Genomic DNA, 22,998 nt, shown 5'->3' with positions numbered 1-22,998 from the left:
TTTGGGCCGAGTCCATCATGCAGTAGCGAAAGGTCCGCCATGGCACGGTCTCCTGTGGGTCCTAGGATCCGGCATCTTGCCCTGATCGGCAACTTCCTGCCGCGCAAGTGCGGCATCGCCACTTTTACTACCGATACCTATACTGCGCTCGAAGAACGCTATCCGGGGATTCAGGTCGACGTCTACGCGATGGACGATCTTCCCGGCCACTATGCCTATCCGCCGCAGGTGACCGGTGCGATCGCGCAGAATGATCGCAGCGCCTATCTGGAAACCGCCCGCAAGATCGAGGCGAGCGGTGCCGAGGCGCTGTGGATCCAGCACGAATATGGCATTTTCGGCGGCGCGGCCGGCGACCTGCTGCTCGCGCTGACCGATCGCGTCTCGATCCCCGTCATTGTTACGCTTCACACCATCCTCGAGCGCCCGAGCGCCGACGAGCGCCGGGTGATGGAAGCGCTGATCCGCCGCGCCTCGACGCTGATCGTCATGGCCGAGAAGGGCCGCGAGATCCTCAAGCGCGTCCACGGCGTCGACGACAGCAAGATTAAGGTGATCCCGCACGGCGTGCCGGATCGTGCCTTTGCCGATCCCGCCGCGTTCAAGGCGAAGTTCGGCTGGGAAGGCCGCGACGTCGTGCTGACCTTCGGGCTGCTCGCGCCGAACAAGGGCATCGAGACGATGATCGAGGCGATGTCCGCGGTCGTCGCCGAGCATCCGGATGCGCTCTACGTGCTGCTGGGCGCCACCCACCCCAATCTGGTGGCGCACGAGGGCGAAGCGTATCGCGACCGACTGCTGGCGCAGGTGGAGGCAGCGGGGCTCGGCCGCAACGTCCAGTTCGTCAACCGCTTCGTCGAGCAGGGCGATCTGCTCGACTATCTGCAGGCGGCCGATCTGTACGTGACGCCCTATCTGAACCCGGCGCAGATTACCTCGGGCACGCTGTCCTATGCGGTCAGCATGGGCAAGCCGGTGGTCTCGACGCCCTATATCCATGCGACCGAGATCCTCGCCGACGGTCATGGCATCATCGTCGACTTCGGCGACAGCGCCGCCTTTGCGCGCGAGATCAACCGACTGCTCGGCGACCGCGATGCCCGCGCTACCCTGGCCGACCGCGCCTATGCCCGCGGCCGCACGATGCTGTGGGCGCGGCTGGCCGAGCGCGCGATCGCCGAAATCGACGCGATCCTCGGCGAAAAGCCGCGGCGGATCACCCGTTCGTCGAACGAGCTGCCGCCGCTCCACCCCGTGCTCACGGCGGTGGAGCGGATGAGCGATTCGACCGGCATGCTCCAGCACTCGATCTATTCGGTGCCGGACCGCCGCCACGGCTATTGCATCGACGACAATGCCCGCGCGCTGATCCTGATGAGCAAGATCGACGCGATCGACGAGGCAGTGCGCGATCGCTGGACCGCGATCTATGGCGGCTTCGTCCAGCACGCCTGGAATCCCGACAAGCGCAAGTTCCGCAACTTCATGAACTTCGACCGCAGCTGGTGCGAGGACGAAGGCTCGGAAGACTCGAACGGCCGCGCAATCTGGGCGCTGGGCGTCACCGCGCGCGACGCCCGCGCGCAGAAGCATCGCGACTGGGCCTCGGTGCTGTTCGACGAGACCGCCTCGATCGCCTTCGGTCTGGGAAGCCCGCGCGCGCATGCCTTTGCCATGCTCGGCGCGGCGGCAATGGCGGAGGCGCATCCGGGCCATGCGTTGTCGCGCGAGATCCTGACCCGCTTCGGCAATGAGCTGATCGCGCTGCTGGAAACGGCGCGCCGGCCCGAATGGCGCTGGTTCGAAATCGTGCTCGCCTATGACAATGCGCGGCTGCCCGAAGCGCTGCTGCGTGCCGGCCAGGTGCTCGGCCGCCGCGACTTCGTCGACACGGGGCTGGAAACGCTGGCCTGGATCGTCGAGCGGCAGACCTCGCCCGAAGGTCGCTTCCGCGCGATCGGCACCGAAAGCTTCGGCCGCGAATATGCCGAGCCGCTGCCGTTCGACCAGCAGCCGCTGGAGGCGCAGGCAACGATCGACGCCTGCCTTGCCGCGCACGATGCCACCGGCGACCAGCGCTGGGCCGACGAGGCGATGCGTGCCTATCGCTGGTATCTGGGTGCGAACGACCTCGACACGCCGCTTGCCAGCGTGGCCGATGGCGGCTGTTTCGACGGGCTGATGCCCACCGGGCTTAACCGTAATCAAGGTGCCGAGTCGATTCTTGCACTCCAACTGGCGAATTGCGCGATCTCGGCTCTTTCAAAGGGCAGTAAAAGCGTGGCAGGACCGGAACTCGCCGTTGCCTGAAGCGATACGGGGGGCGGCGCTGTACCGAGCGCGTTCCCCGGGGGTTGCCAAATGCCGGAATTGTTTCACCATCCACTGCGGCTGCGTGCCGATCCTTCGCGAGTCGTGGTTCGCCCGTTCCACATCGCCTGGGCCTCGACCAATGGCGGCGCGCCCAGCCGGACCGAGCGGATCGTCAGCGAGGTGCTGGCGCTCTCCCCGGGCCAGGCGCGGGCGGAGCTCGAACTCGTCCTGAAGGATTTCGAGGCGCGCCACTGGCAGACACGGCGGGTGTTCATGACGCGCTACGACGAGATCGAGGCGATGCTCGGCTTGGACGGCGCGGCGATCGGCGACGAGAAGCGTCAGCTGCTCGGCGCCTATTTCTGCCACGAATACAGCTATGCCGCCGCCGCGCTGATGAACCCCAGTGCGGTGCCGCACTACGACCAGAGCGGCATGCCGCCGGGCAGCATGCGCATCCTGATGTCGCTGCGCGCGGTGGGCGAAGGCCATATCTCGTCGGTGGCCTTTCGCGAGGGGATCATCACCGATGGCAGCGAGCTGACGCTCGCACCCGAGCCCCCCTTCGCCACCGCCGCCGACGCACGCGAGCCCGACGAGCGCGCCATGGAAGGGCCGGTGCGCATCTATCGCCATCGCGATTCGACGCTCTCCGGCACGGTGATCTTCCCGATCACCCGCGCCCAGTCGAACGGCCTGGAAGATCTGCGGATCTGCCACTTCACCCATGACGACGGCACCGTCGAATGGATCGGCACCTATACCGCCTATAACGGCTCCGGCATTCAGTCGGAGCTGCTGCGCACCCATGACTGGCGCGGCATCGACCTCGTGCCGATGACGGGCAGCGCCGCGCGCAACAAGGGCATGGCACTGTTCCCGCGCAAGGTGGGCGGCAAGTACATGATGCTCGGGCGGCAGGACGGCGAGAACATCTTCCTGCACAGCTCGGACGACATCACGCACTGGGAAGGCGGCGAGCTGATCATCAAGCCGCAATTTCCCTGGGAGCTGGTGCAGATGGGCAATTGCGGCCCGCCGATCGAGACCGACCAGGGCTGGCTGGTGCTCACCCACGGCGTCGGCGCGATGCGCAAATATTCGATCGGCGCAGCGCTGCTCGACAAGGAGGATCCCTCGAAGGTGCTCGCCCGCTCGCGCGCGCCGCTGCTGGCGGCCGCCGACCAGGACCGCGAGGGCTATGTGCCCAACGTCGTCTACACCTGCGGCGCGATCCGCCACGGCGACAGCCTGTTCATCCCCTACGGGGTGGCGGACAGCTCGGTGGCGTTCGCCTTCGCACCGATCCAGGCGCTGATCGACCAGATGGAATGAGTCCCATGCCGTCGCCCCTTTCCGGGGGCGACGGCGATGGCTCAAAGCGCGGTCGGCACCCCGTCGCGCAGTTCGTGGCTGCACAGCTGGGCCTCAGGCGTATCCTCCGCCTCCAGCGCAGTGACCGTCACCCACCCCTCGGCACGCAGCGCGGCGCCGATCGCCGCATCGGTACCGAAGGGCAGGAACAGCCGGCGCCGCGCGTCGCCGCCGATACCGGCATCGAGGATCGAATCGGCATAGAGCGAGAAGCCCACCGCCGGCTCCTCGCGGCCGCCGTCATGCACCACCGTATAGGTGCCGCCGCGCCCGATCTCGCCGCGCACGCCGCGCGCGAAGATCGAGAAGCCCAGCCAGGTCTGATATTCGAAGCCGTGGCGCTCGGTGGGGTCGAGCGTCAGCGCGACGCCTGCGGGAATGCTCGCCGCGATCGTTGCAAGGCCATCGATCCGGCTTGCCAGCGCGGTGCCGGCATCGGTAGCGCGCAGCTTCGCCATCGCGCCATCGAAGGGGCCGGCAGCTTCGATCAGCGGCAAGTACTTGGGATCGATCGCCGCGACACCGCCGGCGTCCTTGGCATCGAGCCGCTCGCGCAACGCCGTCAGCTTCTCCGGGGGCAACGTGCCGCCAGCCAGCGTGTCGACCAGATCGGGCAGCGTGAAGTCGATCGCCAGCCCCTCGACGCCCGCGGACTGCAGCGCCTCGATCGCGACGCGCACGACCTCCATCGCGGCGGCCACGCTGTCGCGCCCGATCAGCTCGCAGCCGATCTGGCGCATCGCCCGGCGCGGATCGAGCGCCGGCGCCTTGAGCTTGAGCACCTGCCCCGCATAGCAGAGCCGCACCGGCCGCGGATGGTGCCCCATGCGCGTCGCGGCGATGCGGCCGACCTGCGCGGTCAGGTCCGGGCGGATGGCCAGACTGCGCTGCGATACCGGATCGACGAAGCGCACCGCATTGTGCACCGCGCCGGTCTTGAGCCGCGTCGCCAGTTCGTCGGCAAACTCGGCGAGCGGTGGGTCGACCTGTTCATAGCCATAGAGCCGCGCGAGACCCAGCACGCGCGTCTCCAGGCGGGCCGCCGCATCGGCGGCAGGCGGCAGGCGATCGTGAAACCCTTCGGGGAGGAGACCAGTCATGGCCGCCTCCCCTAATCAGTTCAGAAGCCGAGCGCCATGGCGGTCTTCACACCCGGGAGCGCGCGGACCTTCGCGAGCAGCGCGTCGTCCACCGCCTCGTCGACCGAGAGCAGCAGGATTGCCTCGCCGCCCGCCGAACGGCGGCCGAGGTGGAAGGTACCGATGTTGACGCCCGCCTCGCCCAGCGTGGTGCCGAGTCGGCCGATGAAGCCCGGCGCGTCCTCGTTGACGATGTAGAGCATGTGTCCGGCGAGATCGGCCTCGACCTTGATGCCGAACAGCTCGACCAGGCGCGGCGCGGCGTTGCCGAACAGCGTGCCGGCAACCGAGCGATCGCCCGCCTGGGTGCCGACGGTCACGCGGACCAGCGTGTGATAATCGCCCTCTCGATCATGGCGCACTTCGCGCACGTCGAGACCGCGCTCCTTGGCGAGGAAGGGCGCGTTGACCATGTTCACCGTGTCCGAATGGACCCGCATCAGGCCGGCAAGCACCGCGCTGGTGATCGGCTTCTGGTTGAGCTCGGCCGCCGCACCCTCGACTTCGATCGCGATGCTGGTCAGCTCGCCATGCGCCAGCTGGCCGACCAGGCCGCCCAGCTTCTCGGCCAGCGCCATATAGGGCTTCAGGCGGGGCGCTTCCTCGGCGGAGAGGCTCGGTACGTTGAGCGCGTTGGTGACGCCGCCGGTGACCAGATAGTCGGCGAGCTGCTCGGCGACCTGGATCGCGACATTGACCTGCGCCTCGGTGGTCGAGGCGCCGAGGTGCGGGGTCGCGACGAAATTGGGCGTGCCGAACAGCGGGTGTTCCTTGGCGGGCTCCACCGCGAACACGTCGAGCGCGGCGCCGGCGATATGGCCACTCTCCAGCCCTTCCTTGAGCGCCGCCTCGTCGATCAGGCCGCCGCGCGCGCAGTTGATGATCCGCACGCCCTTCTTGGTCTTGGCGAGATTCTCGCGGCTCAGGATGTTGCGGGTCTGGTCGGTCAGCGGCGTGTGCAGCGTGATGAAGTCGGCGCGCAGCAGCAGATCGTCGAGCGTCATCTTCTCGACGCCCATTTCCAGCGCGCGCTCGGGCGTGAGGAACGGATCATAGGCGATCACGCGCATGCGCAGGCCGATGGCGCGATCGGCGACGATCGAGCCGATATTGCCCGCGCCGATCAGGCCCAGCGTCTTGCCGGTCAGCTCGACGCCCATGAAGCGGTTCTTCTCCCACTTGCCCGCCTGGGTCGAGGCATCGGCCTCGGGCAGCTGGCGGGCAAGCGCGAACATCAGCGCGATGGCGTGCTCGGCAGTGGTGATCGAGTTGCCGAACGGGGTGTTCATCACCACCACGCCCTTGGCCGAGGCGGCGGGGATATCGACATTGTCGACGCCGATGCCGGCGCGGCCGATCACCTTGAGGTTGGTCGCGTGCTCGAGAATGTCCTTGGTGACCTTGGTCGAGCTGCGGATGGCGAGGCCGTCATACTGGCCGATGATCGCCTTCAATTCGTCCGGGGTCTTGCCGGTGATCTCGTCGACCTCGACGCCGCGCTCGCGGAAGATCTGCGCGGCCTTGGGGTCCATCTTGTCGGAAATCAGTACCTTGGGCATTTGGATGCTCCATCTTCGCTCCCTCTCCCCTCGGGGGAGAGGGTTGGGGAGAGGGGAATGTGTCTTGAAACTGGCACGTCGGGAGAGACGGCATCGTCCTGCCCCTCTCCCAACCCTCTCCCCGGAGGGGAGAGGGCTTTAAATCAGCCCGCCTTGGCGGTGGCGTAGGCCCAGTCGAGCCAGGGGCCGAGCGCCGCGATATCGGCGGTGTCGACGGTCGCGCCGCACCAGATGCGCAGGCCCGCCGGGGCGTCACGATAACCGGCCACGTCATAGGCCGCGCCTTCCTTTTCGAGCAGGCCGGCGAACTTCTTGATGAAGTCGGCATCGGCTCCCTCGACGGTGAGGCACACGCTGGTGCGCGAGCGGATCGCCGGATCCTCGGCGAGATGGCCGAGCCAGTCGCGCTCTTCCACGATCTTGTCGAGCGCGGCGGCGTTCGCGTCCGAACGGGCGATCAGCCCCTCGGCGCCGCCCAGGCCCTTGCCCCATTCGAGCGCGAAGATCGCGTCTTCCACTGCCAGCATCGACGGCGTGTTGATCGTCTCGCCCTTGAACACGCCCTCGGAGAGCTTGCCCTTGGAGACGAGGCGGAACACCTTCGGCAGCGGCCAGGCCGGCGTGTAGGTTTCGAGGCGCTCGACCGCGCGCGGCCCGAGAATCAGCACGCCGTGCGCGCCCTCGCCGCCCAGCACCTTCTGCCAGGAGAAGGTGGCGAGGTCGATCTTGTCCCAGGGCAGGTCGTAGGCGAACACCGCCGAAGTGGCGTCGGCGAAGCTCAGGCCTTCGCGGTCGTCGGCGATCCAGTCGCCGTTCGGCACGCGCACGCCCGAGGTGGTGCCGTTCCAGGTGAACAGCACGTCGTTCGACCAGTCGACCGCGGTCAGATCGGGCAGCTGACCGTAATCGGCGCGCAGCACGGTCGGATCGAGCTTGAGCTGCTTGACCGCATCGGTGACCCAACCCTCACCGAAGCTTTCCCAGGCGAGCGTGGTGACGGGGCGGTCGCCCAGCATCGTCCACATCGCCATTTCAAAGGCGCCGGTATCCGAACCCGGCACGATGCCGATGCGGTGGGTGTCCGGCAGGCGAAGCAGCTCGCGCATCAGGTCGATTGAGTATTGGAGACGGGTCTTGCCCAGCTTCGAGCGGTGCGAGCGGCCGAGCGACTCGATGGCGAGCTTCTCGGGCGACCAGCCCGGGGGCTTGGCGCAGGGACCAGAAGAGAAATAGGGACGCGCCGGTTTGGTGGCGGGCTTCGCAGGCGCAAGGGTGGCGTCGGCGGCAGTCAAATCAGTCATGTAGACTCTCCTCACAGAGAGCACGCGCGGCGTTGGGACCGCGTGGCCCGCCGACGGCCCTAGCGGCGGCCGCACAAAAGTCAATTCAGGACATCGTTGCGATGGAACAATGTTGCCCGTCCGCGGCTTTGCTGCGCAGCTTTGCAGGACAACGAGGAGATACGACATGCGGACGATTCTTGCGGCCGGATTGGCTGCGATGCTCCTGGCGGCCCCGGCCGTCGCCCAGCAGCAAAAGGAAAGCGTCGGCGATGGCGCGCAGGCCCCGCTGCGCGACCTCCGCATCAACGAAAAGAAGATTCCCGACGTGCTGCTGCTCGCCGCCTCGGCGCCCTATTCGTCGCAGGGGACCAAGACGTGCGCGCAGATCCGCGCTAGCATCGCCGATCTAAACGGCGTGCTGGGGACCGACGCCGATGCGCCCGAGGCCAAGGGCGGCAATGGCGGCGCGATCGCCGCGGCCGGCAGCCGCGCGATCGTCGGCGCGCTGATTCCGGGCTTCGGGCTGGTGCGGATGGTCACCGGCGCAGACAAGCAGGAGAAGCGAGTGACTGCGGCGCTCTATGGCGGCACCATCCGCCGTGCCTATCTGAAGGGCCTCGGCGTGTCGAAGGGCTGCAAGCCGCCGGCGGCACCCACCGCCACCGCCCGCGCGGCCGTGCCGACGCTGCCGGTCGACAAGGACGAGAAGGACGACAAGAAGAAGGATTGAGCGCGACCAAGTCCGCGCTCCCCGTGCGTCCAGAGCCGTACAGGCGCGGAATCGATCAGGCCAGCAGCGCCTCGACCTGATCGATCGTCTCGCGAAAGGTGGCGATCAGCGCCTGATACGGCGCGGGTGAGGTCATATCGAGCCCGGCCCTGCGCAGGATCTCGAGCGGCGGGCGCGACCCGCCGGCCTTTAGCACTGCGAGATAGCGGTCCCGCTCCGCCTCGCCGCCCGTCAGGATGCTGTCCGAAAATGCCACCGCCGCCGAGAGCGACGTGGCATATTGATAGACGTAGAAGGGCGCGTTGAAAAAGTGCGGCACATAGGCCCACTCTGTCGCATAGGCGGTATCGATCTGCAGATCTGGCCCATGATAGCGACGCAGCAGATCGCCATAGATCCGGGTGAACCGTTCGCCCGACAGGCCCTCGCCTGCCTCGCCCGCGGCATGGGCGGTGGCCTCGAATTCGGCGAACATCACCTGCCGGAAATAGGTGAAGCGCAGATTCTCCAGGCGGCTGCCGAGGAAGAACAGCTTCTCCTCCTTCGTCCGCGCCTGTTGGAGCAGGTACCGCGCGAGAAGCTGCTCGTTCAGCGTCGAAGCGATTTCCGCGAGGAAGGTCGGGTAGCTGGCCTTCTCATAAGGCTGGTGGGCGTCAGCGAGCAGCGAGTGGACGCCGTGTCCCCATTCATGCGCATACGTGGTAAGCCCGTCATAGCCTTCGCCGATGTTCAGCAGCACATAGGGATGCACGCGGTAGGCGTTCATCATATAACCGGCGGGCGCCTTGCCAGGGCGCGGCAGCGGATCGATCCAGCGTGCGGCAGTGGCAGCGGCAATCCGCGCCTGAAAGTCGGGGCCGAGGGGCCGCACCGCGGCAAGGGTGAGCGCCCGCATCTCTGCCAGCGAAAAGCGCCGGTCGAGCGTGACGATCGGCGGATAGAGATCCCAATAGCCGATGTCCGGCAGCTTGAGCATGCGCCGGCGGAGCGCGAAATAGCGGTGGAGTTGCGGGAGGCCCTTGTTCGTCTCGGCAATCAGGGTGCGATAGACCGCCTCGGGGATGTCGTGCGCGGACAGCGCCGCGGCCAGGGCATTGGGATAGTTGCGGGCACGCGCGGTAAAGATCGAGGCGCGCACCTGCCCGGCATAGGCAGCGCCGATGCTGTTCTGGAAGGCGGCATTGGCGCCGAAGAACGTGTCGAACCCGGCCTTGCGGTCGCCCCGATCGGGCAGTTCGCGCACCTGGGTGAAACCCTGGTCGTTCAGGCGGAGCTGCTTGCCGCTCGACAGCGTGAGGCTGGGCCAGGCGATGTCCGAGGCGCGCATCAGGCCCACGACATCGCTGGGCGTTCGACTGAGCGGGCCTGCCAGCGCCAGCACCGCTTCGCCCTCGCGCGACAAGGTGTGGGGCGCCAGCCGCGCGAGATCCTCCAGATAGAAGTCGAACCGCGCCTTCAGCGTGGCATCGTCCGCGACGAACCGCCGGAGCAAGGCCGGGTCGATCGCCAGCAGTTCGGGTGCGATCCAGGCCCGCGCGGCGTCGAACCGATCCCAGAGCGTATCGGCCTGGTCGCGGCGTTCCTGATGGGCGGCGATGCGGGTGTCCTCATCGGCTTTCAGGCGGGCGTAGACATAGAGGCGGTTGAGCGCGCGTTCGATGTCGGACTGGAGCACCAGCGCCTCGGCGAGCAGACCGGCGCTCTCGGCGAGCCTGCCCTTGTAGGTCGCGAAGCGCGGCAAGGCGGCCTCGACGCGTTTGCGCTCGATGTTCCAGGCGGCCGGGTCGGGGTAAAGATCGGTCAGGTCCCAGCTGGCGGCATCGGCCTGACCCGCCCTTGTCGGCAGCGCCAGGGTGAGGCCGAACAGGCCGGCACCGCACAGTGTCGCGCGGCGTGAGACGTCGATCATGTCGCTTCCCCCCGAGCTGTCGAACCACGGGGAGTGAAGATGCCATGATTTCGGCAGGCAACCAACCGACCGCCACCCCGCCGCCCAAGTCCCGGAAGAACAGGCAAAAGAAAAGGGCCGGGATTGCTCCCGGCCCTTTCCGAATCGCAGGGTGCGCGGACTTAGAAGTCCATGCCGCCCATGCCGCCCGGCATCGCCGGAGCGGCCGGCTTGTCTTCCGGCAGCTCGGCAATGGTGGCTTCGGTGGTGATCAGCAGGCCGGCGACCGAAGCCGCGTTCTGCAGTGCGGTGCGCACCACCTTGGTCGGGTCGATCACGCCGGCAGCCACGAGGTTCTCGTAGGTGTCGGTCGCGGCGTTGAAGCCGAACGAGGTGTCGGCCTGGTCGAGCAGCTTGCCCGAGACGACGGCGCCGTCCTGGCCCGCGTTGCTGGCGATCTGGCGAACCAGCGCGGTCAGCGACTTGCGGACGATGTCGATGCCGCGGGTCTGGTCTTCGTTCGCGCCGGTCAGGCCTTCGAGGGCCTTGGTCGCGTACAGCAGGGCCGTGCCGCCGCCGGGGACGATGCCTTCTTCAACGGCTGCGCGGGTCGCGTGCAGCGCGTCGTCGACGCGGTCCTTGCGCTCCTTCACCTCGACTTCGGTCGCACCGCCGACCTTGATCACGGCCACGCCGCCGGCGAGCTTGGCGAGACGCTCCTGGAGCTTCTCACGGTCGTAGTCGCTGGTGGTGACTTCGATCTGCTGGCGGATCTGCTCGGTGCGGGCCTTGATCGACTCGGCTTCACCGGCGCCATCGACGATGGTGGTGTTGTCCTTGTCGATGGTGACGCGCTTGGCGGTGCCGAGCATGCCGAGCGTGACGGTCTCGAGCTTGATGCCGAGGTCTTCGCTGATCACTTCACCCTTGGTGAGGACGGCGATGTCTTCCAGCATCGCCTTGCGACGATCGCCGAAGCCCGGTGCCTTGACCGCTGCGACCTTCAGGCCGCCGCGCAGCTTGTTGACGACCAGGGTCGCCAGCGCTTCGCCTTCGATGTCCTCGGCGATGATCAGCAGCGGACGACCCGACTGCACGACCGCTTCGAGGATCGGCAGCATCGACTGCAGGTTCGACAGCTTCTTCTCGTGGATCAGGATGTACGGATCCGCGAGCTCGACCGCCATCTTCTCCGGGTTGGTGATGAAGTAGGGCGAGAGATAGCCGCGATCGAACTGCATGCCTTCGACGACGTCGAGCTCGAATTCGAGACCCTTCGCCTCTTCGACGGTGATCACGCCTTCCTTGCCGACCTTCTCCATCGCCTCGGCGATCTTCTCGCCGACTTCACGGTCGCCGTTGGCCGAGATGATGCCGACCTGCGCGACTTCCTGCGAGCCCGAAACCGGCTTCGAGCGGGCCTTGACGTCCTCGACGACCTTGGTGACGGCGAGGTCGATACCGCGCTTCAGGTCCATCGGGTTCATGCCGGCGGCCACCGACTTCATGCCCTCGCGGACGATCGCCTGGGCGAGCACGGTCGCGGTGGTGGTGCCGTCACCGGCGGCGTCGTTGGTCTTCGAGGCCACTTCGCGCACCATCTGCGCGCCCATGTTCTCGAACTTGTCCTTGAGCTCGATTTCCTTGGCGACCGACACACCGTCCTTGGTGATGCGGGGCGCGCCGAAGCTCTTCTCGATCACGACGTTGCGGCCCTTCGGGCCCAGCGTGACCTTCACCGCGTCGGCGAGGATGTCGACGCCGCGCAGGATGCGCTCACGAGCGTCGCGCGAAAACTTTACGTCCTTGGCTGCCATGGGACTGCCCTTTCAAATTTCGCTAAGTTTAGGAAGTTGAGGAGTGTGCGAGATCGCTCAGCCGACGATGCCGAGGATGTCGCTTTCCTTCATGATCAGCAGGTCTTCGCCGTTCACCTTCACTTCGGTGCCCGACCACTTGCCGAACAGGACGCGATCGCCTGCCTTAACGTCGAGGGGGGTCACCTTGCCATCTTCGGCCTTGGCGCCGGTGCCGACGGCGACGATTTCGCCTTCCTGCGGCTTTTCCTTGGCGGTGTCGGGGATGATGATCCCGCCGGCGGTCTTTTCCTCAGCCTCGACGCGGCGGACAAGCACGCGATCGTGCAACGGACGGAAGCTCATTGCGCCTGATCCTCTTTCAGGTTGATTTCGGTGTTTAGCACTCGGTCCCCCGGAGTGCTAACACTCGACATATGTGAACCGCGCAAGGCGTCGTCAACGGGTGCGGCGGGAACTTTTTTCGCCGTGTTGGATGGCTAAGACGGGTCGTTTACTCCTCCCCGCGCATCCGGTAGCACAGATGCCAGAATACCCTTTGAGGAGCCGCCGGTGAAGCTGGTTCGTACCGCCTGGAAGATACTCGTCGGAATCAAGGACCTGCTCGTCCTCATTCTGCTCCTCCTGTTTTTCTCGCTGCTGTTCGCGGCGCTTTCGCACCGCCCGACTCCGGCGACGATTCGCGATGGCGCGCTGGTCGTGGCGTTCAATGGCGCCCTGGTGGAGCAGCCGAGCGAGGCCGATCCCTTCGCCAGCGTGAGCGGCAGCCGCGCCGCCGGCCAGGTGAGCGCCCGCAACGTGATCCGCGCGCTGGACGCCGCCACGTCGGACAGCCGGGTAAAGGCGGTCGTGCTCGACCTCGACAGCTTCCTCGGCGGCTACCCCGCCACGGTGAGCGAAGTCGCCGCCGCGGTCGGCCGGGTCCGCGCCGCGGGCAAGCCGGTGCTCGCCTATGCCACCGGCTATACCGACAGCGCTTATCAAATCGCCGCCAATGCCAGCGAGATCTGGGTCCACCCGATGGGTGGATCGCTGTTCATGGGGCCGGGCGGCCGCCAGCTCTATTACAAGGGGCTGACCGAGAAGCTGGGCATCAACGTCCATGTCTATAAGGTCGGCAAGTTCAAGTCGGCGGTGGAGCCCTATATCCGCGCCGACATGTCGCCCGAGGCGCGCGAGGCGAACACCGCGCTCTATGGCGGCCTGCTCGACCAGTGGCGCGAGGGCATCCTGAAGGCGCGGCCCAAGGCCCACATCGCCGAGTTCCTGATGAAGCCCGACGTGGCGATCGCCGCCGCCAAGGGCGACATCGCCAGCGCCAACAAGGCCTATGGCCTGGTCGACCAGCTCGGCGACCGGATCGCCTTCGGCCAGCATGTCGCGAAGCTGGTCGGTGCGCCGAGCGGCGCCCGCGCCGGCAATTTCAACGCGATCAAGCTCGCCGACTGGCTGCAGGCCAATCCTGTGCCGACCAGCGGCGACGCGATCGGCGTGATCACCATCGCCGGCGAGATCGTCGACGGCAAGGGTAGCGCCGGCACTGCTGGCGGCGACGCGATCAGCAAGCTGGTGCTCGACGGGCTGAAGGACGGCAAGCTCAAGGCGCTCGTCGTGCGCGTCGATTCGCCGGGCGGATCGGCGATGGCGTCGGAGCAGATGCGCCAGGCGATCCTCCAGGCCAAGGCACAGAAACTGCCGATCGTCGTGTCGATGGGCGGCCTCGCGGCGAGCGGCGGCTATTGGGTGTCGACCGCGGGCGACGTGATCTTCGCCGAGCCGAACACGATCACCGGATCGATCGGCATCTTCGGCATCATCCCGACCTTCGAGAACAGCCTCGCCAAGATCGGCGTGACCACCGACGGGGTGCAGAGCACGCCGCTGACCGGCCAGCCGAGCATCTATGGCGGCACCAACGCGACGGTCGACACGATCCTGCAGTCGGCGATCGAGGCGGGCTATGGCCGCTTCGTCGGGCTGGTCGCGGCGTCGCGCAAGCTCACCCCGCAGCGGGTCGACGAAATCGGCCAGGGCCGGGTGTGGATCGGTGGCATCGCGCGCCAGATCGGGCTGGTCGATCGGTTCGGCGGGCTGAACGACGCGATCGCCGAAGCCGCAAAGCGCGCCGGGCTGGATCCCGCCAAGGTGCGGCCGGTCTATCTCGCCAAGAAGCCCAATGCGGCGGCGGCAGCGCTGGCCGCGGCGCTCGACTCGATCGGCAACGATGACGAGGACGACGGCAACTGGGCGGACACGCCCTCGGGCGGCGACACCTATGCCCGGATCGGCGCGGAGCGCCGGCTGCTGCTCGCCCAGGCGCTGGGTGACGCCAAGCGGCTGACCGCGAGCGGCTCGGTGCAGGCGCGCTGCCTCGAATGCATGGCGCTGGGCGTGCCGAGCGGCCAGCCGGGCGACCTCGCGCTGCTCCAGTTCGCACTGGGAGCGGCGAAGTGATCGGGATCCGCGCCGCCACCCCCGACGATGCCGCCGCGATCGCCGCCATCTATGCGCCGAATGTGCTGACCGGCACCGCCTCGTTCGAGACCGAGCCGCCCGACGCGGTGACGATGGCGGCGCGCATGGCGGCGAGCGACGGCTATTATCCCTGGCTGGTCGCGACCAATGGCGACGGCGTCGATGGCGGGGTGATCGGCTATGCCTATGCCAGCAAGTTCCGCGATCGGCCGGCCTATCGCTACGTCGTCGAAAGCTCGATCTACATGGCCGACACCGCGCAGCGCCGCGGTGCCGGGCGGCTGCTCTACGAGGCGCTGGTCGATACGCTGCGCGCCCAGGGCTTCGTCCACGCGTTCGGGATGATCACGCTGCCGAACGACAGCTCGATCGCGCTGCACGAGGCGGTGGGCTTCCGCCGTACCGGCGTGTTCCGCGAGGCCGGGTACAAGCACGGCCAGTGGATCGATGTCGGCATCTGGCAGTGCGAGCTCAACGAACCCGCCCGGCCGCCGGAAGAGCCCAAGGCCTTCCGCGAACTGGGGGTCGTGCGCGCCTGAGGCGTCTCATGTCGGATCCCGCCCCCGCGCCGTACGGCGTCACCTTCGATCTGCGCGTCGACCCCGCGCGGCGGCTGATTCACGCGACCTTGGGCGGGGTCCCCTCGCCCGAGGATATCGGCTGGATCGCCGAAGAGGTACGGGCGGCGATCCTCTCGCTGGGTGCCGATGCCGGCCGGCACCGCACGCTCTACGACGCGCGCGGCGTGACGGTGCTGCCCCAGGCGGCGACCGACATGGCGCTGCGCAACCTGCGCGGCGACGCTCCCCAGATCTGGGCCGACCGGCTGGCCTTTGTCGCCGCGACCGTGCTGACCCGCCGCCAGCTCCGCCGCATCGCCGAAGCGCGGCCTGGCGCCGCGGTGTTCGACGATCTCGACACCGCGCTGGCCTGGCTGCTGCGCGAAGAGGACTGAGCGGGGCGGCGGGCGCAGCCCCGCTACGGTTCAGGCGAGCGCGATGTCCGGCGCGTCCTCGGCCTTCATGCCGATCACGTTGTAGCCGGCGTCGACATGGTGGATCTCGCCGGTAACGCCCGAGGCAAGGTCCGACAGCAGATAGAGCCCGGCGCCGCCGACATCCTCGATCGTCACGTTGCGGCGGAGCGGCGAGTTCAACTGGTTCCACTTGAGGATGTAGTTGAAGTCGCCGATGCCGCGCGCCGCCAGCGTCTGGATCGGGCCCGCCGAGATCGCGTTGACGCGGATATTCTCGGGGCCGAGGTCCATGGCGAGGTACTTGACCGAGGTTTCCAGCGCCGATTTGGCGACGCCCATCACGTTATAGTGCGGCACCACCTTCTCGGCGCCGTAATAGCTGAGCGTCAGCAGGCTGCCGCCGTTCGGCATCATCTTTTGCGCGCGCTGGGCCACCGCGGTGAAGCTGAACACCGAGATGTTCATCGTCATCAGGAAGTTGTCGAGCGTGGTGTCGTAATAGCGGCCGCGTAGCTGGCTCTTGTCCGAAAAGCCGATCGCGTGGACGACGAAATCGATCGTCGGCCAGCGCGCCGCCAGCGTCTCGAACGCCGTATCAAGCGCGTCCATATCGGCCACATCGCAATCGATGAGGAAATCGGAGCCGACCTGTTCGGCCAGCGGCTTCACCCGCTTGAGCAGCGCGTCGCCCTGGTAGGAAAAGGCCATCTCGGCCCCTTGGGCGTGCAGTGCCTTGGCGATCCCCCATGCCAGCGACTTTTCGTTGGCGAGGCCCATGATGAGCCCGCGCTTCCCTTGCATCAATCCGGTCACGTCTTCTGAATCTCCTGTCCTTGCCCCCCCTCTAGACCGGGATCGGGCACTTCCGCCAGAGCGGCGTTGAGCTCCGCCCCGACGACGAGCCCCAGGCCCACCAGGAAGAAGAAGATCAGCGCGACCATCACGCCGGCAAGGCTGCCATAGGTCGCGCCATAGCCGCCGAGCGTCGACAGCACCCAGGGGAGCCCGCCGGTAACGCTGAGCCACCACAGGGTCGTGCACAGTGCGCCCGGCCATTTGGGATAGGCGCGCGCGCGATAGCGCGAGGGGGTGAGCGCGAAGAACAGCACGTAGAGCGCGCCGAACAGCGCGAAGGCCGGCACCGCCTTGCTCGCCGAGGCGAAGTGCTGCGCCTCGGTCGCGAGCGGCAGCACGCGGTAGAGAAATTGTTCGATGGCGGTGAGAATCACCTGGAAGGTGAAGGCGAGCATCACCAGCAGCACCGCCGCGACGATCATGCCGATCGACGCCAGCCGGTAGCGCCAGAACGGCGTGCTGGAGCTGGTGCCATAGGCCTGGCGCAGAATCCCGCGAATCGTCTCGATGAAACCGGCGGTGGTCCACAGGCCGACCAGCCCGCCCAGCCACAGCAGTCCGCCGGTGCGGCCGTGCAGCACCTCGATCACCGGCTCGCGCAGCAGCTTCGCGACGTCCGGGGGCACGGTCTGGAGAAAGGCTTCCAATGCGTGCACGCCGGTGCCGGTACGCCCGACCAGGCTGGCGACCGCCGTCGCCACGATGAAAAACGGGAAGAGCGTTACCAGCGAGAGGTAGGCGAGGTTGCCCGCATAGGTGAAGCCGTCGTTGAACGTACCGATCGCGACGCGCTTGGTGATCTCGAACATGCGTTCGGTCACGCCCAGCTCGGCGAGCCGCCGCGGCACCTTGCCGCCGATGCCCAGCCGCCGTGCCTCGGGCGACGTTGGCGAGATCGAGGCGCGCGTCGGATCGTCCACCTGGCTCAGACGCCCATGCGTCCCCGCGGGTTCCCCTTGTTCTTCCAGCCCTGCGCGAATTCGATCAGCGCATCGTCGTCGACCGGCAGATCGACCATCAGCGTGACGAACAGATCGCCGCGGCCGCCACCGCGCTTGTGGAAGCCACGCCCCTTGAGGCGCAGCACCTTGCCCGAGCTGGAGCCCTTGGGCACCGTGAGCATCACCGGGCCGTCGGGCGTCGGCACGCGCACCTGCGCGCCGAGCACCGCCTCGGCCAGCGTCACCGGCAGGTCGAGCTTGATGTCGTCGCCGTCGCGCACATAGAAACGGTGCGGCTGGATCTCGATGGTGACGATCGCGTCACCGGCGCCGCCCGGGCCTTCCTCGCCCTTGCCGGCGAGGCGCATCTGGGTGCCTTCCTCGACGCCGGCGGGCAGCTTGAGGTCGATCGTCTTGCCGTCCTTGAGCGTGATCCGCTGCGGCGCGAGCTTGGCGGCATCCTCGAACGACACCGCCAGCCGATAGGCGACATTGGCGCCCTTGGGCTGGGCGCGCCGGCCGAAGCCGCCAAAGCCGCCGCTGAACCCGCCACCGCCGCCGCGCTTGCCGCCGCCGAACAGGCCTTCGAAGATGTCGCCGATATCGGCCTCGCCGCCGCCGAAATCGAACTGGCCGCCGCCGGGGCGGAATCCGCCCGCGCCGCCGCCCGCCCCGGGGCTGAAGCCGAACGGGGCGGTCGGGTTGCCGTCGCCGTCGATCTCGCCGCGGTCGAAGCGGGCGCGCTTGTCCTTGTCGGTCAGCAGGTCATAGGCTTGCGTTACCTGGCTGAACTTCTCCGACGCCTTGGGATTGTCCTTGTTGCGATCGGGGTGCAGCTCCTTGGCGAGCTTGCGATAGGCCTTCTTGATCTCGTCCTCGCTCGCGCCGCGCGCCACCCCGAGCGTAGTATATGGATCTGCCACCAACTTCCCCAATGCATCCAATGCCGATTGCCCGCCCCTTACAGGACGGGGGTTAAAGCCTAAAGATCGGCCTGCGGATCGTTTCGCGCAAGGGGCATCGCTTCGTCGAGCAGAGCCTGGGCGCCGCGCAGATCGGCGACGAAGTCGCGATAGGCCTGCGCCGCCGCCTCGGCATCGGGCAGGCGGAGCAGGTAGCTCGGATGCACGGTCACCCAGCCGGTGCCGCCCTCGGGCAGCGCCAGCTTCTGGCCGCGCAGCCTGGCAATGGTCGCCGCCTTGCCGGTGATCTGGCGCGCGGCGGTGGCGCCTAGCGCCACGACCAGCTTGGGGCGGACCAGCGCCAGCTCCTGCTCGTACCACCAGCGGCAGGCGGTGATCTCGCCGGCATCGGGCTTGGCGTGGATGCGCCGCTTGCCGCGCGGCTCGAACTTGAAGTGCTTGACCGCATTGGTGACATAGACGCGGGCACGATCGATCCCCGCTTCGTCCAGCGCCTTGTCGAGCATCTGCCCGGCGGGGCCCACGAACGCGCGACCGGCGAGATCCTCCTGGTCGCCCGGCTGCTCGCCGACCAGCATCATGTCGGCATCCAGCGGGCCCTCGCCGAACACGGTCTGCGTCGCGGGCTTGTAGAGCGGGCAGCGGGTGCACGACGCCGCTTCGTTGCGCAGCGATTGCCAAGCGCCTTCGACATTGCCGCCCACCGAGCTCCGCGCCGTCTCCACCATCGCCGTCTCCCGCGCCCGGGCACCGGCCACGAGCTCTTTGACCAACGCGGTTTCGGGCATGTTTTTCCAGTATTTGCGTGGCATCTCCTTCAGCATCGCGCCGGTCTTGAGGCGGGCGGGATTGAAGATGGACGCATAATAGGTCTTCCACACCGCCTCGACCGGATCGTCGGCAGGCGCGTCGCCGCGGGTGGCGGCGGGGCCTTCGCTGAGCGTGGTGCCGTCCCAGTGGATCGACACGTCGGGGGTGAGGATCGACCAGCGCATGGCCGCGAACCGCTCGACGAAGAAGCGGGCGTTGGCGCGGACGATGTGGTGCTCGGGCTCGAACCAGGCGATGAAGCGCGGGCCCGCCTCATCGACCAGCTCGCGGAAGCGGACGAAGGCACGCATCTTGTGGATGTCGCGGCGGACCGCCTTCGCCATCAGCTCCAGCCGGCGGACCAGCGGGTCGGCGCGATCCTCGATCCGGTGCGGATCGGTGGCGAGCAGGGTGTAGAGCAGCGAGAAACGCTGCGGGTCCGAATGGAGGATGACGGTTTGGGCGAGGTCGAGGAAGGCCTTGGGGACCCGCAGGCGGCGGTCACCCTCACCCTCCCCACCGCCTTCGGCGGCGGGTCCCCGTATCAGGTCGGCCATGCCCCCGGCATGGCCTGAACAGCGCGGGGCGCTGTTCACCTGATACGCTCTCCCGATGGGAGAGGGCGCTTGATTCCCTCTCCCCTCGGGAGAGGGAGGGAGCGGCGTAGCCGCGGAAGGGTGAGGGTGGTCGAGGGCAAACAAATCCCCCGGCGCATCCCCTACCCGCCACACCACCTCCGGCGGCGCGACATGCGCACGGGCCAGCGCCCGCGCCGCATCGCGCCAGCCCTCGAAATCATCCTCGGCGGCAAGCGTTACGGCGCGCAAACGGCTACTCGCGCTCGTCGCCCGGCGGATGGGCTTCGGCGCGCTCCAGCTCCTTGGGCTTGCGCTTCTCGAAGATCTTGCCGAGCCGCTCTTCCTCTTCCGCCGAGAGTTCCTTCTCGGCGGTCGGGAACATCTCTTCCTCCTCCTCATCGATATGGTGGAGATAGCGGTCCTTCATCGCGCGGAACTTGGAGAGCCAGGCGGAGGAGGACATTTCGATGTCCATCAGCTCGCCGAGCAGGTCGTCGACTTCCTTGTGCTCGGACACCGAATGCCGCGCATCCTCGCGCAGCTCGGGATTGGCGAGCATCGTCGCGTAGAGCGACTCTTCCTCGGCCGCGGCGTGCGACTGGAGCTCGAGGCGAAGCTGTTCGAACAGGTCGCGGCGCTCGGGGCTATCGCCGGACGTGGCGTCGATCTGAGCGATCAAGTCGCGCTGGCGATCGTGATCGGCGATGAGGTCGGCGAAGATGCGGGGCTGGTCGGCCATGTGGGGTTCTCCCTGGGTTCCAAGCCCCAACCGGCGGCCCTGCCCTAGGTTGCTCCCGCGAGTCGTTCGCAAGGCCAGCATCACGCCGCGAACAGCTCCAGCTGCTGCTTCTTCGGCGCGATCCAGGCGCGCAGATCGGCCTTGTCGGTCAGCGCCACCGGCCGCCAGTCGGCGGTGACGATGAACGGGCGGATCTTGGCGAGTGAGACGGTGAGCCGCGCGACATCCTCCAGCCGCAGCCGCCGCAATTTGCGCGCGGCGAGGATCGAGGCGACGGCCTTGGTCCCCAGCCCCGGCACGCGCAGCAGCGCCTCGCGCGGCGCGCGGTTGAGGTCGACCGGAAAGCGGTCGCGGAAGCGCAGCGCCCAGGCGAGCTTGGGATCGATGTCGAGCGGCAGCATGCCCGTCGCCGGATCCACCGCCTGCGCCACCTCGTCGGGGCGGTACTCGTAGAAACGCATCAGCCAGTCCGACTGGTAGAGCCGGTGCTCGCGCATCAGCGGCGGGCGCTGGAGCGGCAGCACGGTGCTGGCATCGGGAATCGGGCTGAACGCCGAATAATAGACGCGGCGCAGGCCGAAGCGGCCGTACAGGCCGGCAGCACGATCGATGATGTCGCCATCGGTCGCGGCATCGGCGCCGACGATCATCTGGGTCGACTGGCCGGCGGGCGCGAATTTGGGTGCCGAGCGATAGCGTTTCCGCGCGTCCGCCCCATCCTCGATCGCGCTGCGCATCCCCAGCATCGCGCCTTCGATTTGCGGCGCGGACTTCTCCGGCGCGAGCCGCTTGAGCCCCGCAACGGTCGGAAGCTCGACATTGATCGACAGGCGATCGGCATGGAGCCCCGCCTGGTGGATCAGCGCCGGATCGGCATCGGGAATCGTCTTGAGGTGGATATAGCCGCGGAAATGATGGTCTTCGCGCAAGCTCCGCGCCACCTCGACCAGCTGCTCCATCGTATAGTCGGACGAGCGGATGATGCCCGAGGAGAGGAACAGCCCCTCGATATAATTGCGCCGGTAGAAGTTGAGCGTCAGCTCGACCACCTCGGCCGGCGTGAACCGCGCGCGGCGCACGTTCGAGCTCTTGCGGTTGATGCAGTAATGGCAATCGAAGATGCAGCTGTTGGTCAGCAGGATCTTCAGCAGGCTGATGCAGCGGCCGTCGGGCGCATAGGCATGGCAGATGCCCATGCCGGTGGTCGAACCCAGCCCCTTGCCGTCCTTCGACGTGCGCTTGGCCGTGCCCGACGATGCGCAGGACGCATCATATTTCGCGGCATCGGCGAGGATCGCCAGCTTTGCACGGGTATCGAGTTGCGCCATCATGTTCCTTCTATGTTCTCAAGCACCTGCTGTCCAGATGGACGCTCGGCCATCAGCCCTGTACGAGCGCCCGGCGGAGGAGTTCGGGCATGATGGAACGGGTGGACGGGCGGCTGCGGGCGCTGGTGGTGGGATTGGCGCTTACCTGCCTGCTAGGCTGGCTGTTCAAGTCCCATTGTACCGCGCGGGGCTGGGTGGACGCGATCCAATATACCAGCGGCTGCTATAGCGACGCGGTGCCCTTCTGGGGCCAGCGCCATGTCGACGAGGGGCTGATCCCCTATTTCCAGACGCCGATGGAATATCCGGTGCTCACCGGCCTGCAGATCTGGGTCGAGGGCGCGTTGGCGCGCGGGATGTTCGGCGGCGCGGCCAATGCGGTGAGCTTCCTGCTGGCGGTAACGCTGGTCAATGCGCTGCTGGCGGGGCTGATCCTGTGGATGTGTGCGGCGGCGGGCATGGACCGTGCCCGGCTGTGGCTGTGGGCGGCGGCCCCGCCGCTGATCCTTTATCTCGGCCATAACTGGGATCTGGGTGCAGCGACGCTGGCGGTGGCGGCGATGCTTGCGGCGCGGCGCGGGCAGCTGGTTCTGGCGGCAGCGCTGGCGGCGCTGGGTGCCGCCGCGAAGCTGTTTCCGGTGCTGCTGCTGCCGCTGATCGGCCTCGCCGCACTGGCCGCGCCCGATCGCGGCTGGCGCCAGCGGATCGCCACGGCCGCGGCCTGCACGTTCGCCGCGATCGCCGCCTGGAGTGCGGTGAACCTGCCGGTGGCGCTCGCCGCCCCGGCTAACTGGTCCGAATTCTACCGCTTCTCGCAGGAGCGATCGGGGACGGCGGCATCGACCTGGGAGATTCTCTCGACGCAGCAGATCTGGGTCACCGGCATCGCCGAGCGCAACCTCTATGCCGCGGCGGCCTTCCTCGCGGGCGCTTCGGCGATCGTCGCGCTCGGCTGGCGGCAGCACCGCGCGCAGCTATGGGTGCTGTTCACCCCGGTGCTTGCCTGGTTCATGCTGACCAACAAGGTCTGGTCGCCGCAATTCGACCTGTGGCTGTACCCGCTGCTGGTGATGACGAGCCCGCGGCTCAAGCCGATCGCGCTGTTCGTGATCGGCGACATCGCGGCCTACTTCGCCGAATTCTGGTGGTTCGCCGCCGCCACCCCGAACGCCTGGCCCTATGCGACCCCGCACGATATCCTGCTCGCCGCGAGCGTGCGCGGCGTGGCGATGCTGTGGCTAATCGCCGACGCGGTACGGCTGCCGGCGCC

19 protein-coding genes are annotated in these 22,998 nt (G+C 67.6%); 7 read left to right on the top strand and 12 right to left on the bottom strand.

Going from position 1 to position 22,998, the window contains the following annotated elements; genetic code table 11:
• Positions 1 to 39 precede the first annotated feature (39 nt).
• Entirely contained in the window at positions 40 to 2,310 is a 2,271-nt protein-coding gene (locus SAZ01S_RS19830) for a glycosyltransferase family 4 protein (RefSeq protein ID WP_084583986.1), read from the top strand.
• A gap of 51 nt (positions 2,311 to 2,361) precedes the next feature.
• On the top strand, positions 2,362 to 3,648 hold the full coding sequence (locus tag SAZ01S_RS19825; RefSeq protein WP_084583985.1) for a glycoside hydrolase family 130 protein: 1,287 nt from the start codon (positions 2,362 to 2,364) through the stop codon (positions 3,646 to 3,648).
• 41 nt (positions 3,649 to 3,689) lie between these two features.
• Here the strand turns inward: SAZ01S_RS19825 and SAZ01S_RS19820 are convergent, their stop codons facing one another.
• The 3 genes from SAZ01S_RS19820 to SAZ01S_RS19810 all read right to left on the bottom strand — a co-directional run bounded on the left by SAZ01S_RS19820 (position 3,690) and on the right by SAZ01S_RS19810 (position 7,686).
• Entirely contained in the window at positions 3,690 to 4,787 is a 1,098-nt protein-coding gene (locus SAZ01S_RS19820) for an ATP phosphoribosyltransferase regulatory subunit (protein ID WP_084583984.1), read from the bottom strand.
• A gap of 20 nt (positions 4,788 to 4,807) precedes the next feature.
• The gene (gene serA, locus SAZ01S_RS19815) at positions 4,808 to 6,385 is read right to left on the bottom strand and encodes a phosphoglycerate dehydrogenase (RefSeq protein WP_084583983.1); all 1,578 of its coding nucleotides are present in this window, start codon (positions 6,383 to 6,385) and stop codon (positions 4,808 to 4,810) included.
• A 143-nt stretch (positions 6,386 to 6,528) separates the two neighbouring features.
• Positions 6,529 to 7,686, bottom strand: coding sequence for a phosphoserine transaminase (locus tag SAZ01S_RS19810; RefSeq protein ID WP_084583982.1), 1,158 nt, complete (start codon positions 7,684 to 7,686; stop codon positions 6,529 to 6,531).
• Positions 7,687 to 7,852: 166 nt separating this feature from the next.
• Here SAZ01S_RS19810 and SAZ01S_RS19805 point away from each other — a divergent pair, with 166 nt between their 5' ends.
• Entirely contained in the window at positions 7,853 to 8,398 is a 546-nt protein-coding gene (locus SAZ01S_RS19805; RefSeq protein WP_084583981.1) for a hypothetical protein, read from the top strand.
• Between the two features lie 55 nt (positions 8,399 to 8,453).
• Here the strand turns inward: SAZ01S_RS19805 and SAZ01S_RS19800 are convergent, their stop codons facing one another.
• From SAZ01S_RS19800 to groES, 3 genes are all read right to left on the bottom strand, one after another.
• Entirely contained in the window at positions 8,454 to 10,307 is a 1,854-nt protein-coding gene (locus tag SAZ01S_RS19800) for a M3 family oligoendopeptidase (RefSeq protein WP_084583980.1), read from the bottom strand.
• A 161-nt stretch (positions 10,308 to 10,468) separates the two neighbouring features.
• Entirely contained in the window at positions 10,469 to 12,103 is a 1,635-nt protein-coding gene (gene groL, locus SAZ01S_RS19795) for a chaperonin GroEL (protein WP_084583979.1), read from the bottom strand.
• Positions 12,104 to 12,160: 57 nt separating this feature from the next.
• Positions 12,161 to 12,448 (bottom strand): co-chaperone GroES, encoded by a 288-nt coding sequence (groES, locus tag SAZ01S_RS19790; protein WP_084583978.1) that lies wholly within the window; start codon positions 12,446 to 12,448, stop codon positions 12,161 to 12,163.
• A gap of 207 nt (positions 12,449 to 12,655) precedes the next feature.
• Here groES and sppA point away from each other — a divergent pair, with 207 nt between their 5' ends.
• From sppA to SAZ01S_RS19775, 3 genes are read left to right on the top strand one after another with little or no spacing between them, the layout of a single operon-like run.
• Positions 12,656 to 14,557 carry a signal peptide peptidase SppA gene (gene sppA, locus SAZ01S_RS19785; protein WP_084583977.1) on the top strand — a complete coding sequence of 634 codons (1,902 nt, stop codon included), beginning with the start codon at positions 12,656 to 12,658 and terminating at the stop codon, positions 14,555 to 14,557.
• Complete coding sequence (locus SAZ01S_RS19780; RefSeq protein WP_084583976.1) at positions 14,554 to 15,117, top strand: GNAT family N-acetyltransferase; 564 nt, start codon at positions 14,554 to 14,556, stop codon at positions 15,115 to 15,117. The genes sppA and SAZ01S_RS19780 overlap by 4 nt, the downstream gene beginning before the upstream one ends.
• 8 nt (positions 15,118 to 15,125) lie before the next feature.
• Entirely contained in the window at positions 15,126 to 15,533 is a 408-nt protein-coding gene (locus SAZ01S_RS19775) for a hypothetical protein (protein ID WP_084583975.1), read from the top strand.
• A gap of 30 nt (positions 15,534 to 15,563) precedes the next feature.
• On the opposite strand, the gene fabI is transcribed toward SAZ01S_RS19775, so the two are convergent.
• From fabI to SAZ01S_RS19745, 6 genes are all read right to left on the bottom strand, one after another.
• Positions 15,564 to 16,367, bottom strand: a complete 804-nt coding sequence (gene fabI / locus SAZ01S_RS19770; protein WP_084583974.1) for an enoyl-ACP reductase FabI — start codon at positions 16,365 to 16,367, stop codon at positions 15,564 to 15,566.
• The gene (locus tag SAZ01S_RS19765; RefSeq protein WP_084583973.1) at positions 16,364 to 17,329 is read right to left on the bottom strand and encodes a YihY/virulence factor BrkB family protein; all 966 of its coding nucleotides are present in this window, start codon (positions 17,327 to 17,329) and stop codon (positions 16,364 to 16,366) included. The genes fabI and SAZ01S_RS19765 overlap by 4 nt, the downstream gene beginning before the upstream one ends.
• Positions 17,330 to 17,334: 5 nt before the next feature.
• Positions 17,335 to 18,273: a DnaJ C-terminal domain-containing protein gene (locus SAZ01S_RS19760; RefSeq protein WP_084583995.1), complete on the bottom strand. Its 939-nt coding sequence runs from the start codon at positions 18,271 to 18,273 to the stop codon at positions 17,335 to 17,337.
• A 59-nt stretch (positions 18,274 to 18,332) separates the two neighbouring features.
• Entirely contained in the window at positions 18,333 to 19,640 is a 1,308-nt protein-coding gene (locus SAZ01S_RS19755; RefSeq protein WP_245825043.1) for a UdgX family uracil-DNA binding protein, read from the bottom strand.
• Positions 19,641 to 19,914: 274 nt separating this feature from the next.
• Positions 19,915 to 20,400 carry a hemerythrin domain-containing protein gene (locus SAZ01S_RS19750; protein WP_084583972.1) on the bottom strand — a complete coding sequence of 162 codons (486 nt, stop codon included), beginning with the start codon at positions 20,398 to 20,400 and terminating at the stop codon, positions 19,915 to 19,917.
• 80 nt (positions 20,401 to 20,480) lie between these two features.
• Positions 20,481 to 21,728: a putative DNA modification/repair radical SAM protein gene (locus SAZ01S_RS19745; RefSeq protein ID WP_084583994.1), complete on the bottom strand. Its 1,248-nt coding sequence runs from the start codon at positions 21,726 to 21,728 to the stop codon at positions 20,481 to 20,483.
• Positions 21,729 to 21,817: 89 nt separating this feature from the next.
• Between SAZ01S_RS19745 and SAZ01S_RS19740 the strand changes: the two genes are divergently transcribed.
• Positions 21,818 to 22,998, top strand: a 1,181-nt coding sequence (locus SAZ01S_RS19740; RefSeq protein WP_084583971.1) for a glycosyltransferase family protein, incomplete at its 3' end; no start/stop codon positions are given.

The organism is Sphingomonas azotifigens NBRC 15497 (assembly GCF_002091475.1).
GTDB lineage: Bacteria > Pseudomonadota > Alphaproteobacteria > Sphingomonadales > Sphingomonadaceae > Sphingomonas > Sphingomonas azotifigens.
The sequence above is the reverse complement of the archived record's forward strand: the minus strand, read 5'-3'. Positions and strand labels throughout refer to the sequence as shown.